This is a genomic window from Brevibacterium limosum (genome assembly GCF_011617705.1).
Taxonomy (GTDB): Bacteria; Actinomycetota; Actinomycetes; order Actinomycetales; family Brevibacteriaceae; genus Brevibacterium; species Brevibacterium limosum.
In genome coordinates this window covers 3,794,035-3,811,015 of record NZ_CP050154.1, presented here as the reverse complement: position 1 = coordinate 3,811,015, position 16,981 = coordinate 3,794,035, and the positions used below count along the sequence as shown (strand labels likewise).

The 16,981-nt window shown below is 65.9% G+C and carries 14 protein-coding genes; 7 read left to right on the top strand and 7 right to left on the bottom strand.

All coding sequences use genetic code 11. From position 1 onward, the window contains the following. Positions 1-237: 237 nt before the first annotated feature. The 4 genes from GUY37_RS17060 to GUY37_RS17045 all read right to left on the bottom strand — a co-directional run bounded on the left by GUY37_RS17060 (position 238) and on the right by GUY37_RS17045 (position 4,308). Positions 238-1,698, bottom strand: a complete 1,461-nt coding sequence (locus tag GUY37_RS17060; RefSeq protein ID WP_166828125.1) for an APC family permease — start codon at positions 1,696-1,698, stop codon at positions 238-240. Positions 1,699-2,170: 472 nt separating this feature from the next. Further along, entirely contained in the window at positions 2,171-2,467 is a 297-nt protein-coding gene (locus GUY37_RS17055) for an antibiotic biosynthesis monooxygenase family protein (protein WP_152345812.1), read from the bottom strand. Between the two features lie 108 nt (positions 2,468-2,575). Then, the gene (locus tag GUY37_RS17050) at positions 2,576-3,424 is read right to left on the bottom strand and encodes a hypothetical protein (RefSeq protein WP_166828122.1); all 849 of its coding nucleotides are present in this window, start codon (positions 3,422-3,424) and stop codon (positions 2,576-2,578) included. After that, entirely contained in the window at positions 3,421-4,308 is an 888-nt protein-coding gene (locus GUY37_RS17045; RefSeq protein WP_228278234.1) for an ABC transporter ATP-binding protein, read from the bottom strand. Before GUY37_RS17045 ends, GUY37_RS17050 begins: the two co-directional genes overlap by 4 nt. Positions 4,309-4,426: 118 nt before the next feature. Between GUY37_RS17045 and GUY37_RS17040 the strand changes: the two genes are divergently transcribed. Beyond that, positions 4,427-5,044, top strand: coding sequence for a TetR/AcrR family transcriptional regulator (locus GUY37_RS17040; RefSeq protein ID WP_166828116.1), 618 nt, complete (start codon positions 4,427-4,429; stop codon positions 5,042-5,044). A 247-nt stretch (positions 5,045-5,291) separates the two neighbouring features. Here GUY37_RS17040 and GUY37_RS17035 read toward each other — a convergent pair whose 3' ends face one another. After that, complete coding sequence (locus tag GUY37_RS17035) at positions 5,292-6,692, bottom strand: site-specific DNA-methyltransferase (RefSeq protein WP_166828113.1); 1,401 nt, start codon at positions 6,690-6,692, stop codon at positions 5,292-5,294. A gap of 37 nt (positions 6,693-6,729) precedes the next feature. Here GUY37_RS17035 and GUY37_RS17030 point away from each other — a divergent pair, with 37 nt between their 5' ends. After that, positions 6,730-8,370, top strand: a complete 1,641-nt coding sequence (locus GUY37_RS17030) for an FAD-dependent oxidoreductase (RefSeq protein ID WP_228278233.1) — start codon at positions 6,730-6,732, stop codon at positions 8,368-8,370. 120 nt (positions 8,371-8,490) lie between these two features. Beyond that, entirely contained in the window at positions 8,491-9,747 is a 1,257-nt protein-coding gene (locus GUY37_RS17025) for an alpha/beta hydrolase (RefSeq protein WP_166828110.1), read from the top strand. 91 nt (positions 9,748-9,838) lie between these two features. On the opposite strand, the gene GUY37_RS17020 is transcribed toward GUY37_RS17025, so the two are convergent. After that, complete coding sequence (locus GUY37_RS17020; RefSeq protein WP_407645372.1) at positions 9,839-11,194, bottom strand: ImmA/IrrE family metallo-endopeptidase; 1,356 nt, start codon at positions 11,192-11,194, stop codon at positions 9,839-9,841. A 277-nt stretch (positions 11,195-11,471) separates the two neighbouring features. Between GUY37_RS17020 and aceA the strand changes: the two genes are divergently transcribed. Beyond that, positions 11,472-12,782 (top strand): isocitrate lyase, encoded by a 1,311-nt coding sequence (aceA, locus tag GUY37_RS17015; protein ID WP_166828107.1) that lies wholly within the window; start codon positions 11,472-11,474, stop codon positions 12,780-12,782. 242 nt (positions 12,783-13,024) lie between these two features. Next, entirely contained in the window at positions 13,025-14,632 is a 1,608-nt protein-coding gene (aceB, locus tag GUY37_RS17010) for a malate synthase A (RefSeq protein WP_166828104.1), read from the top strand. Between the two features lie 85 nt (positions 14,633-14,717). On the opposite strand, the gene GUY37_RS17005 is transcribed toward aceB, so the two are convergent. Further along, a complete protein-coding gene (locus GUY37_RS17005; RefSeq protein ID WP_166828101.1) occupies positions 14,718-15,320 on the bottom strand; it encodes a mycothiol transferase in 603 nt (200 codons plus the stop codon). Positions 15,321-15,475: 155 nt separating this feature from the next. On the opposite strand from GUY37_RS17005, the gene GUY37_RS17000 reads away from it, so the two are divergent. Both GUY37_RS17000 and GUY37_RS16995 read left to right on the top strand, forming a co-directional pair. Further along, positions 15,476-16,441 (top strand): helix-turn-helix transcriptional regulator, encoded by a 966-nt coding sequence (locus GUY37_RS17000; protein WP_166828098.1) that lies wholly within the window; start codon positions 15,476-15,478, stop codon positions 16,439-16,441. Positions 16,442-16,589: 148 nt separating this feature from the next. Continuing rightward, positions 16,590-16,979 carry a universal stress protein gene (locus tag GUY37_RS16995; protein WP_166828095.1) on the top strand — a complete coding sequence of 130 codons (390 nt, stop codon included), beginning with the start codon at positions 16,590-16,592 and terminating at the stop codon, positions 16,977-16,979. The last annotated feature ends 2 nt before the right edge of the window (positions 16,980-16,981 follow it).

Genomic DNA, 16,981 nt, shown 5'->3' with positions numbered 1-16,981 from the left:
GTAGCAAAACACCCCTCACCGTTAGCGGCTCATCACCCTGTGGCAAAGGGGTGATGAGCCGCTAAGTGTGAGGGGCGCTCGCAACGGTGCGGGGTGCGACTGACGGCGAGGAGTGCGACTGACGGCGAGGGATGCGTGAGCGTGCGGCGCGGCGGCGAGACGAAATGGGGTGCCCCGTCTCGGTGGGCGGGCCGCCTCGGCGAACAAGCGGGCCAACCGTGCGGCGCGGCGGCGCGATCACTTCCCGCGGAGTGCCTTGACCTTCGCGAGCAGTTCGCTCTCGGCGTTCGGCCCGGCCTTGATGCCGGTGGGCAGGCGGAACATGAACCAGATGCCGACGAGCAGCCAGACGGCGAATCCGACCCACGATTGCCACGCCAGCTGTGCAGAGACCGGGGTGATCGGGATGTAGAGGATGAAGAGGATGAGCGTGAGCACAGCCGAAATCACGCCGATGACCACCCCTCCATTGCGATCCCCGCCGATGCGCAGCGGGCGCTCCATGTTCGGTTCGCGCTTGCGCAGGACGAGGAAGCCGACGCTGACGAGGAAGTAGGCGATGACGATGGCAGGCGAGCCGGCGTCGACGATCCAGCCGAGCGCCGCAGTGCCGAAGAAGGGAGCGATCGCCGAGAGTATGCCGATGAAGATGATGGCATTCGACGGGGTGCGGTACTTCGGGTGGAGCTTGCCGAACCACTTCGGAATCATGCCGGCCGCGGCCATCGCCCACATGAGACGGGACGAGCCCATGAGGAAGGCATTCCATGACGTGATGATGCCTGCGAGTCCGCCGGCGATGACGATCTTGCCCCAGATGTCCGAGTCGAACATGATCGACAGTGCGTCTGCGGTGACGAGATCATGAGTGCCCAGCTGATCGGCGGGCATCGCCATCGAGGTGGTGCCGATGATGATGATGTAGAAGACGATGGCCATGACGACCGAGAGTACGACGAGCTTGCCGATCTTCGCCGGTGGCAGCTTGACCTCCTCGGCGGACTGCGGGATGACGTCGAAGCCGACGAAGAGGAACGGCACGACCGCCATGACGCCGATGAACCCGGCGCCACCGCCGGTGAACAGCGGTTCGGTGTTCTCGAGGCTGCCGCCGACGAACCCGCCGGTGAGCAGCATGAGACCGACGATGATGAGGAACCACACGACGAATGTCTGGACCAGGGAGGCGACCTTGACGCCGCGGATGTTGACGAGGGCGATGATGATCGCAGTGATCGTACCGACGAGAGCCCAGGTGAGGTAGACGTCGAAGCCGGCGATATTCCAGAGCTTGATCTGCTCGAGGTTCGGGAACAGGTAGACGGCGGTCTTCGGCACCGATACGGCCTCGAACATCACGACGCTGATGTAGCCGCCGGTGATCGCCCACGAGCCGAACAGGGACACCCGCGGGCCCATCGCCCTGATGAGGTAGTTGTGCTCACCGCCGGCGTGCGGCATCGCCGCGACCATCTCCGAATACACGGTGCCGACGAAGCACATGATGATACCGCCGACGGCGAAGGCGATGATGGCACCGAGTGTGCCCGCACCGTTGAGCCATTCTCCGGTGAGCACGACCCAGCCGAAGCCGATCATGGCACCGAAGCCGATGAAGAGTGCGTCGACCGTGCCGAGGGCCCGGACGAAGCCGTGCCCCCGATCGTCGGTGACCGTCTGTGTTTCAGGTTGACTCATGAGTTTCCTCGACACTTCTCTGTGGATGGACGAACAGATGCAGGGCTGTGCCGCGGGCACAAGCCGAATCACGGCAGTTCCGAAAACGCACGGCAGTTCCGATAAAGCAGAGTAGCAGGATTCTGATCGTTACCGATGAGTTGTCTGCGTGCAGGGGCGAACCGTTGCGATGGTGCCGCATCTCCGAGGTGCGCCTTCACGCGCCGAGATCGCTCGCACCGGGACATCGCCGACCGCGACGTGACGCTGTGCGCCGACGATGAGATCTTCGTGGCCGGTGAAGTCGAGGAGTCCAGAGAAGTCGAGGAGTTCAGAAAAGTCCAGGAGTTGAGTGGAACGGACAAGGACGCCGGCCCGTAGGTCGACGTCCCTGGGTATGGGTATTGCCTCGCCGAGGCGGGCCGTTGAGTTCTCGACGTCCTCTCGCCGAGGCAGCCCAGGTTCGGGTGCGCCCGATCCGCGGGTGCTGCCCTCACTCGCCGAGGTCGACGACCTCGAATTCGAGGAGATTCGCCTGCTCGGACACGGGCTTCTTGCCGCTGGTCTCGTGCGCCGAGGAGCGGTTGGCGCGCCAGTTCTCGAAGTCCTCATGAGTCGCCCACTGCGTGTAGACGAAGTACTGGTCGCCGCCGGCGACGGGGCGGAGCAGCTGGAATCCTTCGAACCCGGGGGCGCCGTCGACGGAGTGCTTGCGCTCGGCGAAGCGCTTCTCAAGTTCGGCGCGGGCCGGTTCGGGGACGGTGAGGGTGTTGATGGCGACGACGGACATGGTTGCTCCTTTTCGGATTGTGCAGCTGAGTCACCTCGACCCTACGACGCCGAGCCGAGTGCTGTCTCAGAAGTCCGACTGTTCGCACTCGGAGTCTCAGAACCTGTCTCAGAAATCCTGTCGGCGCAGACGCCACGCCGCGAGCAGCGCTCCACCGGCCACCCACGCGACGAGGACCACGAGAGCCGGGAGGGCACCGATGTATTCGGTTCCTCCCGCCTCGGCGACCCCGCTGATATTGTGCACACCACCCAAGGGCAGGGACGGTCGAAGCATGGAAGCGATACCTTCCGGCAGCCAGCCGGCGAGCATGGAACCGGCCAGCAGGGCCAGCGGAGTGAGCACCCCGCCGGTGACCGAACGGAAGACGATCGCACCGAAGACTGCGAGGATCGAACAGACCACGGGAAGGAGCGTGCTGCCGAACACCAGCCGCAGATGATCGAGGCTGCCGACTGCGGCGAGGACCTCGGTCCAGTCCGCACCGGCGGCAGTCCTCGCAAGGAGACTGCCGGCGATCGTGACCGCCACGGCCGTGACGATCGCGGTGCCGGCTGCTGCTGCGGCGATGACGAGGGCCTTCGCCGTGACCATGCTCGATCGGCCGCGGGCGCGCAGCAGGGCATCGGTGATTGCGCCGGTGCGGAATTCGACCCCGGCGAACCAGGCCGCGAGGACGACGAGAACGGCCGCGGCGGCATCCACGCCGAGGACGCTGGCCGAGAGAACATCCTCGGTGCTGGTCTCCGACAATGGGGTACCGCGGGTGGCGGGGATGGTGAGCACGAGCAGGACGGCCGAGACCACGCCCAGCATGAGCGTGACGATGAGCAGCTGCCGCGGCCGTCGCAGGTCACGGAACTTCGCCCATTCGGCCCTTGTCCATCGTGGCCGAGCGATGATCGGCGAGGACGGTCCGGTTGTGGAGATCGATGCGGTCGGTGGAGTCGTGGTCATGCCGTCGCTCCCTGTCTCGGGTGTCGAGGAGTGTGTCTGTGCCGATCGTCGGTGGCGTCGGTGAGGCCGAGGAAAGTGTCTTCGAGGCCGCATTCCTCGGCGGCGAGCCCCGTGAGTTCCACTCCGAGGCGGACACAGAGTCGGAAGATCTCGCCGGGTTCGCGCCCGGAGACCGTGGCATGAGTGCCCCAGTCATCGGGCTCGGCCGAGATGCCATCTGCCCGCAGATGTTCGAGCAGCGGTGCGAGGTTCGCGCCCTGAACGCGCACCCGTATCGAGGACTCCCGCCGCAGTGCGTCGAGGGAGCGGTCGGCGATGAGGAGGCCGTCGCGGATGATGATGACGTGATGGGCGACTAGCTCCATCTCCCGGAGCAGGTGGCTCGACAGCAGAACCGTCCTGCCCGTGCTCGCAAAATGGGTGAGCAGAGACCTCAGCCAGGAGATTCCGGCAGGATCGAGTCCGTTGAGCGGTTCGTCGAGGATCAGCACTTCGGGGTCGGTGAGCAGTGCGGCGGCGATCCCCAGCCGCTGCCGCATGCCCAATGACAGTTGGGAGATGCGGCGGGAGCATGCATGGTTGAGGTCGACGAGTTCGAGCATCTCGTCGATCCGGGCGGGCTCAGTTCCCGTCGCAGTGGCGATCCAGTCGAGGTGCCCCCGCACGGTGAGCCCCGGCAGCATATGTTCGACGCCGAGGAACGCTCCGACGATGCGTCCAGGTTCTGCGTGTTCGGGCAGACGGCGGCCGTGGATGGTCGCGGTGCCGGAGTCCGGCGAGGCGAGGCCGAGGATCATCTGCAGCGTCGTTGATTTTCCTGCGCCGTTGGGACCGAGGAACCCCGTCACCTGGCCTGATGCGACATCGAAGCTGAGATCGTCCACGATTCGATGGTCGCCGTAGCTCTTCGTCAGCCCGCGCACCGATATGCCTTCATTTTTCGATGGCAATACACTCATACTGCAATAATGATTCAAGTTGATCGTATTGTAAAGTGGGAGGATGCCGAAGATCGTCGACCATGCCCAGCGCCGCACCGAGATCGTTCATACCCTGTGGCAGGTCATCTACCTCAAAGGGATCGATGGAGTGTCATTCCGTTCGGTCGCCGAGGCGGCCGGAATCTCCGTCGGCCGCGTACAGCATTACTTCCCCTCGCGCAGTGAGCTCATCCTCGAGGGCTGCCGACAGCTCGTCCAAGGCGCCGAGGTGGCCGATCCGGAGGACGTCGATGCGTCATCCGGCCCCGGTTCCGTGCGTGCGCTGAGCGCGCTCCGTGAGTTCTGTTTCGCGTTCGTTCCCGCAGGTGAGGCCATGCGCATTGGTGCGTCCGTGTGGTACACGTACGTCGCCAGGGCGGTGATGGACGAGCAGATCGCCGAGATCATCCGCGCCAGCGACCGTGCGACTCTCACGCTCGGAATCCGGCTGTATCGGGCAGCCGTCGGCACTGAAGCCGGTTCTGACGATTCAAGCGGCGGCGATGCTGCTCGCACGTGGGCGATGCGGATGATCGCCTTGGGCAAGGGGCTGGCTCAGGAGGTCATGCTCGATGAGCGCGGCGCCGCCTCGGCGAAGGAGATCCTCGAGGCGGAACTCGCACCGCTGGCCACTCACTGACCCCGCGCTAGACGGGCGGGGTGAGGCGAAGCCCAGTCGGAAGCGATTGTCTGGTCGATCCACGGCGTTCTGCCGCGTGAGACCGCCCCGGATCGACCAGACAATCCACGCAACGTGCGCGGCCGCAACGAGCGCGGCCGCAACGTGCGCGGCCGCAACGAGTGCGGCTGAACGGAGGGAATCTCTCCAAGGGCGTCGATTCTCCAGGTCGGGCGGCTCCACGGCGGCTCGAGGAGCTCGCGCAGCTCTACTCGGTGCGACCGAGCTCAGTGACCTCGAGCTGCGTGAACGCCAGGCCGGGGGAGTGGATGTCGGCGGCGCGGCGGATGCGTTCGGCGGTGAGCTCGCTGATCGTCGGGAACCCGCCACCGGCATTTGAGTCTGGCGCGCCGGCTTCCGAGCCACCGGCTTCCGAACCGCCGGCCTCGGAAACGTCGACACCGATGCCGCCCGCACCGACTCCATCGCTCGCAGCCACCACGTCCCGGGCCGTCTTCGACCGCAGCGGCTCCGGAGTCTGCACGAGGACGAACGACCGCGACCCCTGGTCCCGTTCGTTCGCGGCCATCACGGCCTGCGCCGTGGTCCCGGACCCCGCGAAGAAATCGAGCACGATGGCATCGGGATCGAAGAATGTCTGCGAGGCCACGAGCGCCTTGACCAGCTCGACCGGCTTCGGATAGCTGAACACCCCGGCCAGCCCCAGCGGCTCGAGGTCGTTCTGCCCGCCGAGAGCCTTGACGATCGAGTACATCTTCGAGCTCGCCTTCTCCGCCGGCGTCACCCGCACCACCGCGTGCTTGCCCTCCGAGCCCCAGGGCCGCAGGATGTACTCGCCGGTCGCGAGCTTCGCGTCCACCTCGGCGAGTTTCGTCTCGCCCTTGACCGCGAAGATGTCCTCATACATCAGGCGCCGCTCCGACCCGCGCGCATACCGACCGAATCCGGCACGCAGCACGTCGGTCTCCACGAGCATGCGGCGCCCATCGATGACCTCGAGCTTCGCCGGTGACTTCTTCTCCGTGAGGAACGGCCCGGCCCGGCTCGCATCGCGGGCCCACACGTGCACATAATCGTGTCCGCGCACGAACGAGCGCGCATTGCCCCCGCCCTTCGCCCGCTGATGGATGAGCGTGCCCAGCGAGTTGTCCTCACCGAAGATCTCGTGCCCGAGCAGCTGCGCCCACGCGCTCTCCTTGTCATCGAGATGGAGGAACAGCACCCCGTCGTCGCGCATGAGCTCACGCGCCAGCAGCAGCCGCGGCGTCATGAACGACAGCCAGCTGGCGTGATCGTGCCCGTGGTCCTTGTACGTATGAGCATTGCCCGTGTTGTACGGCGGGTCGATGTAGACGACCTTGACCCGTCGGCGATGCGTGGCCAGCAGCGCCGTCAGCGCGGGCAGATTGTCCCCGACGATGAGCAGATTCTCGCGCGGATCGGGAACATGAGAGGAGCCGTCGGCATCCCGCAGGTGCGGACGACCCCCACCGAGGCGACCCTCCCGTTCGGAGACACCGTCCCCGAGGCGGCGCATGGGCTCCCGTTCACCCGCACCGAGGCAGGGCCCGGTTCCGGATTCCGCGGCCAGGCGGCGACCGAGGGCGAAGGCGGCGGCCTTGCCCGGCCACTCCAAGACGGTCGTCATCCTTCTCCTTCACCCCGAACGGTGCCAAGATTGCTGTATGAGTATTTCACGAGTGGCCGTCGTCGGCACCGGCATCCTCGGTGTCGCCGCCGCCCGCGAAGTCACCATGAGGCACCCCGACGCCGAGGTCACCGTCTTCGACAAGGCCGATTCCGTCGCCGCACATCAGAGCGGCCACACCTCCGGAATCGTCGACTCCGGACTGGACCAGAGGCCCGGGGCGGCGGAAGCGAAGCTCACCCGGCGAGGCCTCCAGCTGCTCATCCCCTATATGGCCGAGGCCGGAGTGCCCTACCGGGAATGCGGTCAGCTGCTCATCGCCCAGAACACCGACGAAGCAGAACGTCTCGAAGAGATCTTCGCCCGCGCCAAAGACAATGAGGTCCCCGGCGCGAGACTGCTCGAACGCCACGAGATCGGAGCCGTCGAACCAGCCGTCAGAGGCGTCCTCGGACTCTTCTCACCCCACGCGGCCATCGCCGACTTCTCGGCACTCACCGACGCGCTCGCCTCCGATGTGCGCGCCGCGGGAGGGACATTCCGCTTCCGCACCGAGGTCACCGCCTTCGACACCATGAGCAGCGAAGTCCGACTGCGCGGGCGATCCGTTCCGGCAGATGACTCGCCGTCGGGGCATGAGTCCGCAGCCGGGGATTCCGGTGATGACGACCGGGGCCAGGGCGCTGCCGGCGCTCGGGACGGCGATGTCGCGTCCGGCCCTGACGAGGGCACTGCCGGCGATCGAGATCACCGCCACGAGCGGCCGCGCACGTATCACCGCCGCGAGCCCGTCATCGGCATCGGCGATGAGCTGCGCGATCGCTTCGGCGGGCAAGACTGGTTCAAGCAGGCCGAGTCGACGATCGGCGAGTGGACGCAGAAGCTCTCGGACTCCTGGTCGCGTCGTGACGACAGGCGCCCACCGGATGGGCGCATCGACGACGAACGCAGCAGTGCTCGCAGCGACGGCTCACGAACCGACGGCGGGCAGAACGAGGCCCCGCACCGCGACGGCTCGGATCGGGACGCTGCCGCCGAGGAAGTGCTCGGCACCTTCGACATCGTCATCGTCTGCGCCGGTCTCCAGGCCGATCGCCTCTCGGTCGCCGCCGGACTCGACGCCGAACCGCGGATCGTGCCCTTCACCAGTGACTACTACCGGATCCCGGCCTCCGACACCGAGGTGGTCCGCGGCATCATCGGGTCCGTTCCCGACCCGCAGGCTCCCTTCGCCGAAACCTCGATCGTGCGCGGACTCGACGACGGGCTCATCCTCGGACCGAACACCTTCGTCGCCCTCGGCCGCGAATCCTACGACCGGCCCGGATTCGACCTCGCCGACATCGGTTCGACCGCCAGATCCAAAGGATTCTGGAAGTTCGCCGCGCAGACCGCGAAGACAGCTGTCCGCGGTGTCAGACCCCTGGTCAGCAAGACCGCCTTCGTCGACGGAATCCGCCGCTTCGTCCCCGAACTCGACCCCGACGCCGTCACTCCCGGCATTCGCGGAGTCCGAGCACAGGCGATGACCGCCGAAGGCGAACTCATCGACGAACTCACCATGACCAGGCGCGGAAGGCTGACCGTGGTCAGGTCCGTGCCGAAGTGGGCGGCCACCTCGGCGCTGGCGATCGCCGAATCGATCGTCGATCGGGCCTTCGAGAACGCGGCCCGCTGAGGGCCCCTCGCCGGACGACCGTCACCGCTGTCGAGGTCGGAGATCCCTGGGGATCTGTGCGCATGGACCGTGATAACTTAGCTGAGGCTAACCAAACTTATAATGAAGGTGATTGTGTCCATGAGCACAACTCGACTGGTCCCCGCGCTGTGCACATGGATCGAAAACGGTCCGGACGAGAGCTGGGCGCTGCAGGTGGATCTTCCGGCCTCAACCATCCCCGCCGAGGCGGCTCCCGGTGACGAGCAGGAGATCTTCGTCGACCTCAACGGAGTCACGGACCGGCGCAATGTGCCCGGGGGAATCATGGCTCGGCACTCAGTCCGGGATGAGGGTGGCGACAGTGTCGATTGTGCCGATGAGACGAAGTATTCGATCGAGCTGGCGGTTCCCAGAGGCTACCGTGGGTCCCTCCAGTTCCTGCCCGTGCCGCGAGGGCTCCAGGTCGCCGACCGTCCGACCTGGCTCGATGTTCTCGAGCGGGGATTCGTTCCCGCCGGCCACCATGGCCTGCGCGAGGTCACGGACATGCGCGGGAAGCAGGTCCTCGAAATCGCCGCACCTGATGCCCGACCCCTGATCTGGACCGGTGGGGACGCGCCGGCATCGGAGGTGCCCGGCGGGGCCGGGGATGATCGGCCGTCCGCCGACGAGCACGTGCTCACCCTCGGTGCCTCGCCGAGGCGGATCTGGATCCACCGACCGCAGCGAGGTCCCACCTCGGCGCCGGTGCTCGTCGTCTTCGACGGATTGCGGTTCATCCGCGGCGGACTGCTCACGGCCATCGACGAGCTGGTGTCCCCTCCGTCAGTGGTCATCGCCGTCGACCATGCACCCGTCGGGGCTGATGGCCCCGACGAGGGCGCGGCCGTCTGCCAGCGCGCCGATGACCTCGTGATGAATCCGCGGTTCTGCGACGACGTCCTCGCTCTCGTTCGTCAGACGGTGCCGGAGTTCTCGGTCCGCACGATCGTCGCAGGGGCCTCATACGGAGGGCTGGCCGCGGCATTCTTCTCTCTGCGGCACCCGGAGTCGTTCCGCGGAATCTGCCTTTCGCCGTCGTTCTGGGAATCCGACGATCGGGGGCGCAGGATCTGGGATCTCTCGCCGAGCAGAGCCGACAGTGAGCCGGGCGGGCCCGCGGGGGAGCCGGAGTCTCGGACGGTGGAAACCCGGACGGCTACCGCCGCACGTCCGACGTTCTGCGTCGACCACGGGATCCTCGAGACCACCATCGCAGATTCCGTCGCCGAGGCGACCGAAGAATTCGCCGCTCGCGGCATCGACATCGCTCCTCGACCGTTCGTGGGCGGGCACGAATACCTGTGGTGGCGCGAACTCATGCTCGTCCGCCTGGCGGAAGTCCTGGCGGAATGATCCGAACGCTCGTCAGCGGCGGTCACGGGGCACCCGAAGTGGGGGAGCCGCCTCGGCGAGGATTTTCTGCACCGTCGATCGGTGTCGACGATCAGCCGGAATGGCGCTCGAGGAACTCGTAGACCTCGGTGTCGTCGACGCCGGGCACCGCACCGGGCGGAACCGCGGCCAGCAGGGACGCGTGCATCCGCGCCGACGGCAGCGCCTGATCCTCCCATTTCTCCGCGAGGTCTTCCGGCGCCTGCCGGCAGCAGGACGGATCCGGGCATGCCGACTGCGAACGGATCGGCGATTCCCGCCCCTCGAACCAGCGGACGTGGGAGAACGGGACGCCGACGCTGATGGCAAAGTCGCCGCCGGGCAGCACGCGGGCGGTGCACCAATACGATCCCTGCGGGGTGTCGGTGTACTGGTAGTACGGGCTGAACCGGTCGGCGACGCGGAAGACGGTGCGTGAAGTGAAGCGCTTGCACGCGAACTGGCCCTCGATGGCGCCGAGGGGATCGGTGGGGAACGGCAGCCCGTCGTTCGAGTACGCCTTGTGGATCGTGCCGGAATTGTGGACCTTCATGAAGTGGACGGGCAGTCCGAGGTGCTCGGTGGCGAGGTTCGTGAACCGGTGGGCCGCCATCTCGTAGCCGACGCCGAACATATCGCGCAGATGCTCGACCGAGAGCACTCGCTTCTTCTTCTCCTCCTCGAGCATCGGCACGGCCGCGGACTCGGGCAGCAGGATCGCCGCAGCCAGATAGTTGGCCTCGACGCGCTGCTGGAGGAACTCGTGGAAGTCCTTCGGAGAGTCATAGCCGAGCACATGCGGAGCCAAGCTCATGAGCAGGTGCGAGCGAGGGTCGAAAGCGGCATCGGCGTTGGGCAGATACAGCCGCTTGTTCGCGGTGTCCGAGATCGACCGAGTCGATTCGGGCAGGTCGGAGACGTAGTGGAGGCTGAAGCCGAGCTTCTCGGCGATGAGCGCCGTCTGCCGCTGTGACACCGTTCCGGATTCGTAGCCGACTAGGTCGAGCAGCTCGGCAGCGGTGGCCTCGAGATCGGCGAAGTAGTTGTTCTTCTCCTTCATCCGATCGCGCAGCTCGCGGTTCGCCCGCCGAGCCTCCTCGGGGGTGGCCGCACGACGTTCGAGGACCTCGCCGAGCTGCCGCTGGAGACCGACGATCGCCTCGAGGGCGTCGGCCGGCAGCGACTTGATCCGCACCTGCGGCAGCCCCAGAGAGGAATACATGGGGGAGGCCTGATTGCGTTCCGCCTCGAGCTCGAGGGCTTGGCGTTCGTCGATCGGTGCGGGGTCGATGAGCTCGGAGACATCCGTCTTCAACGCCTTAGCGATCGCGGCCAAGAGGGTGACAGAAGTTTCTCGCTTGCCGTTCTCGATCGTGGAGATCTGAGAGGCCGCGCGGCCCACTTCCTGCCCCAGCTCGTTGAGGGTCAATCCACGCTTCTTGCGAAAAAATCGGATTCTTCTGCCGATGCTGAGTGGGTCGGTCTGCTGTTCTTCGCTCTCGACTTCCGCTCCAACGCTGACCAAGGCGTCTCCCTTCGCTGCTGTGTGCTGGTTCACACGATTGAAAATCAGTATGACAGAACCGCGAAATTTCTGAAACCGGAAATATCGCGATTATTCTTACGCATTTTCAATGCGAGAGCCCTTGCGGCCCCCGCAGACTGGATACATCAACGACCCCGACAGATCCGGAAAGAGAAGGACAATGACTGAGAACACCACGCAGAACAGCTTGCACGATGCTGAAGCCATCCGCCGCGACTGGGCCACCAACGCCCGCTGGTCGGGAATCGCTCGCGACTACGAGCCCGAGGATGTCGTCAAACTGCGCGGTTCCCTGATCGAGGAGCACACGCTGGCTCGTCACGGTGCCGAGCGCCTCTGGAAGCAGATCAGCTCGAGCGACATCAAGTCGGGCGAATACGTCAACGCTCTCGGTGCGCTGACCGGCAACCAGGCCGTCGAACAGGTCAAGGCCGGCCTCAACGCCATCTACCTCTCCGGTTGGCAGGTCGCCGCCGACGCGAACGCCGCCGGACAGACCTACCCCGACCAGTCGATCTACCCGGCCAACTCGGTGCCGCAGGTCGTCCGCCGCATCAACAACGCGCTGATGCGCGCCGACCAGATCGAGACCTCGGAAGGCAACAAGCAGGTCGATGACTGGTTCGCTCCGATCGTGGCCGACGCGGAAGCAGGCTTCGGCGGTTCGATCAACGTCTACGAGCTCATGCGTTCGATGATCGCCGCCGGCGCTGCCGGTGTGCACTTCGAGGATCAGCTCGGTTCCGAGAAGAAGTGCGGCCACCTCGGCGGCAAGGTCCTCGTTCCAACATCGCAGCACATCCGCACGCTGAACGCAGCGCGCCTGGCTGCCGACGTCGAGAACGTGCCCAGCCTCGTCATCGCCCGCACCGACGCCGAAGCGGCCACGCTGATGACCTCGGACATCGACGAGCGCGATCAGCAGTTCGTCACCGGTGAGCGCACCTCCGAGGGCTTCTACAAGATCCGCAACGGCATCGAAGCGGGCATCGCCCGCGGTCTGTCCTTCGCTCCCTACGCGGATCTGCTCTGGATGGAGACCTCCACGCCCGACCTCGGAGCAGCGAAGGAATTCGCCGACGCGATCCACGCGGAGTACCCGGACCAGATGCTGGCCTACAACTGCTCGCCGTCGTTCAACTGGAGGAAGCACCTCGACGATGCCACCATCGCGAAGTTCCAGCGCGAGCTCGGAGCCATGGGCTACAAGTTCCAGTTCATCACCCTGGCCGGCTTCCACGCCCTGAACTACTCGATGTTCGATCTGGCCCACGGCTACGCCCGTGAGCAGATGAAGGCCTACGTCGAGCTGCAGGAACGCGAGTTCGCCGCCGAGGACCGCGGCTACACCGCGACTCGCCACCAGCGCGAGGTCGGCACCGGCTACTTCGACCTGGTCTCGACCGCACTCAACCCGGAGTCCTCGACCACGGCTCTGAAGGGCTCCACCGAAACCGCTCAGTTCAGCTGAGCCGCACCGGGTTCTCACCCTGCTGACCGGCGGGGACGGACCCACCAGGAACTCGGGGCGGATCGGCAAAGTTTTCACGGGGTTTGCATTGTCGATCCGCTCCGTCACACCACAGATGACATCGAACCCCGCCACGATCCCACCGGGACGCTCACGATCACGCAGAGCCGCCTCGGCGAGGATCACCCACAGACCCAAGCCGCACATTCCAGGCACACACTACGACGGGTGAGGAGAAGCCCATGTCTTACATCAAGATCAACGCGCCGCTCGAAACCGGCTTCGGCACCGTCCTTTCGGAGCCTGCCCTGACGTTCATCGCCAAGCTCCACGACGAGTTCGCCGGCACCATCAGCGACCTGCTGCGCACGCGCCGGGTCCGCGCGGCCGAGATGAACGGCGGCACCCTCCCCCGTTTCAAGCCCGAGACCGCCCGCATCCGCGCCGACCGCTCCTGGTCGGTCGCCGGATCCGCCGGCGCCCCCGGCCTCGAAGACCGCCGCGTGGAGCTCACCGGTCCGGTCACCGAAGACGAAGTCGTGGCCGCACTGAACTCGCAGGCGAAGGTGTGGCTGGCCGACCTCGAAGACGCGACGAGCCCCACCTGGGCCAACATCATCGGCGGACAGGTCAATCTGTTCCGCGCGATCCGCGGACAGCTGCCCGGCGTCAACAACGACAACCAGCCGACCATCGGACTGCGCCCCCGCGGTTGGCACCTGCCCGAGAAGCACCTGATCTACGTCGATGACAACGGCCAGGAATTCTCGACCTCCGGAGCGCTGGTCGACTTCGGTCTGTATTTCTTCCACAATGCCCGCCACCTCATCGACAACGGTTCCGGCCCGTACTTCTACCTGCCGAAGCTCGAGTCCTCGCAGGAAGCACGCCTGTGGAACAAGGTCTTCGTCAGCGCACAGAACATGCTCGGCATCGAGCAGGGCACCATCCGGGCCACCGCGCACATCGAGACGATCACCGCTGTGTTCCAGATGGAAGAGATCCTCTTCGAGCTGCGTGACCACTGCGCCGGCCTCGAAGCCGCCGGCTGGGACTACCTGTTCTCCGTGGTGAAGAACCTGCGCAACACCACCGACTACGTTCTGCCCGACCGCGAGCGTCTGACGATGGACCTGCCGCTGATGAAGGCCTTCACCGATCGCCTCGTGGCCACCTGCCACCGCCGCGGAGCACACGCGATCGGCACCATGTCCAACCTCATGGCCGACCACCCGGACCAGGAGTTCGTGGCCGCCGAGTTCGAGCGCATGCGTGAGGACAAGGCCCGCGAGGCCTGGCAGGGCTTCGACGGCACCTGGGTGGCCGATCCGGCTCTGGTTCCGGCGGCTCTGGCCGTGTTCGACGCCGCTCTGGGATCGGAGCCGCACCAGCTGGAGAACAAGCGCCCGGATGTGCAGGTGACCAGCGAGAACATCCTCGACATCACCGGTCTCGAACCGATCGTGACCGAAGAGGGCGTGCGGGTGAACATCCGCGTGGCCATCGGATACATGAACGAATGGCTCGGCGGCAATGGGCACGTGGCTCTGGAGAACCAGCTCGAAGACGTGTCGACGGCCGAGATCTGCCGCTCGCAGATCTGGCAGTGGCTCCGTCACGAGGTGGCCCTGGACAACGGCCAGCAGCTGACCTCGCGTCTGGTGGAGCGCTACCTCGGCGAGGAGCTGGCGGGCATGGAGCGTCGCGCCGACGACCACTTCGACGAGGCCGTGGAGATCTTCCGGGAGACGGCGCTGGGCGAGGAGTTCGCCGAGTTCCTCACCATGCCGGCCTACACCGACCACTTGGTCGACCGGGTGTCGAAGGCCAGCGAAGCCTTCGTAGCCTAACAACTACTACCCGACGGCGGCCCAGCAACCTCGCGCGAGGTTGCTGGGCCGCCGTCAGGTAGTTCTGGAGGGAGTCTGTGGGGACTCAGCTCCAGTCCATGCCCTCGGGCGGCCATGGTTCACCGTCGGCCTCGGCGTTGAGCTGGTAGGCGATCGCACCGTCGATCGACTCACGGATGATGTCCGCGTGACCGGCGTGCCGTGCGATCTCCGTGGCCAGGTGCCAGAGGATCCAGCGCACGCTCATATCGAAGTCGTCGGGCATCCACGGATTGTCGAGCTCGGCCACCTCGGCGCCGAGGTCGGTGTTCTTCTCGGCGACGACTCGACGCGTGTCTTCGAGCTCGTCCACGGCGCGATCGAAGGCGGTCAGCACATCGGCGATGTCGAGATCGGGCAGAGTCGACCCGTCGTACATCTCCGTCAGGCCGATCCGGGCATTGATGGCAGGAAAGTCATCGACGCTGAGCTTCTGATCGGGTTCCTTGACCATCTGCAGCCAGCCGTTGAGGACCTGTGCGACATGGGCGATGAGCCCCGCGATGCTCAGCGGACTCGCTGTCGGAGCGGACCGGGCCTGCTCATCGCTCAGGCCGCGGGCGGTCAGGCGCAGCTGAGTGCACTGCTGGGCCATGAAGGTGAATGCGGAATCGGCTTCGGTCGTAACGGTCGGGGTGAAGAACGGCATGGTCTCTCCTTGTGAGGTCTCCGCCTGGCACGGTCGACGCAGTCGGATCGCTGCGTCGGTGATCCCATCCTCTGATCATCTGCGGACATATACTGTCCGCATCAAGAAGTCAGTGTGAATGGATTCCACTTGGATGGATTCCACGTGGAGGTGCCATGCGGTCGGAGACGAGGCTCTTGAGCCTGCTCAGCCTGTTCGCCTCCGGCCGTGCGTACACCGCCGCCGAACTCGCCGCTCGCTTCGACGTCACCCCGCGAACTGTCCGCCGCGATATCGCCGCGCTGCGCGAGCTCGGCTACATCATCTCGTCGATTCCCGGTCTCGCCGGGGGCTACCGCGCCGAATCGCGGACAGTGCTGCCGCCGCTGCAGCTCGAGGCGGGGGAGGCGCTGGCCACCGCGGTCGGCCTGGCACTGCTGCGCGGGGCCGGTCTGGACACCGAATATGCGGATTCGGCGACGACGAAGCTGCAGGCGATGCTCCCGGCTGCGATGCGGGCGACCGTCGCGGATATCGCGGCCGCAGTGTCCGTGTCCGAAGGAAATGTCCCCGGAGTCGACATCGGCGCGCTCATCGCCCTCGCCTCGGCGATCAATGCTTCGACGATCGCGACCTTCGACTACCGGAAGACGCGACGAACTGAGGCCGACGAGCACACCTCGTCCCCTCGCCGGGTGGAACCGATCCGCCTCGTCGTCTTCGGCGCGCACTGGTATCTCTTCGCCTTCGACCTCGACCGCGATGACCACCGGGTCTTCCGCCTCGACCGGATGAGCCAGGTCCACGCGACGACGCTGAACGTCACCTCGCGGGAGCACCCCGACGCCGAGGCGGCCGTCTCCGCCGCCGTCACCACCACCGCGTATCCGCACACCGTCGTTCTGCGCACGGCCGCCTCGGCGCAGGAAGCGAAGGAATGGTTCCCCACCCGGAGTGCCACCATCACCGAGGCGGCCGACGGTGCACGCATCACCTGCGGATTCTGGGACCTCAGATGGGTCGCGGCCACCCTGGCCGGCATCCCTGCCGAGATCGAGGTGCTCCACCCGCCGGAGCTCATCGACTCCCTGCGTGACCACGCGGCGAGAGCGCAAGCGGTCGTCGACGCCTCAACGCCCTAATTGCCACCCGACGGGGGCCCAGCAACCTCGCGCGAGGTTGCTGCGCCGCCGTCGGGTAGCAAATGGGAGGCAATGGGGGTTGCGCCTACCTGACCGCAGCGTGATCCCGAAGTGAATGAATCATCGGTGAGTCCATATACTGGGGGCCATGACGATTCTCATTGGCTACCTACCCGCTCCCGAGGGTGAGGCTGCTCTGCGTGCAGGTTTCGCAGAAGCCAAGCTGCGGTCGAGCGCTGCCGTCGTGATCAACTCACAGCGACGAGGTGCCAGTGGGACTCCGACCGAGATCGGTGAGGACGAGATCAAACGGATCGTCGACCTCGGCAAGGAGTCGGACATCGAGGTCGAGGTGCTCCAGCCCGATCACGAAGACGATCTGCCCGGCACGCTCAACGACCTCGCCGAGGAGTACAAGGCCCAGCTCATCGTCATCGGCCTGCGCAAACGCTCGGCGATCGGGAAGTTCATCCTCGGCTCGCAGGCACAGCGCATCCTCCTCGAGGCCGAGGTCCCGGTGCTGACCGCAAAGGCCTGACA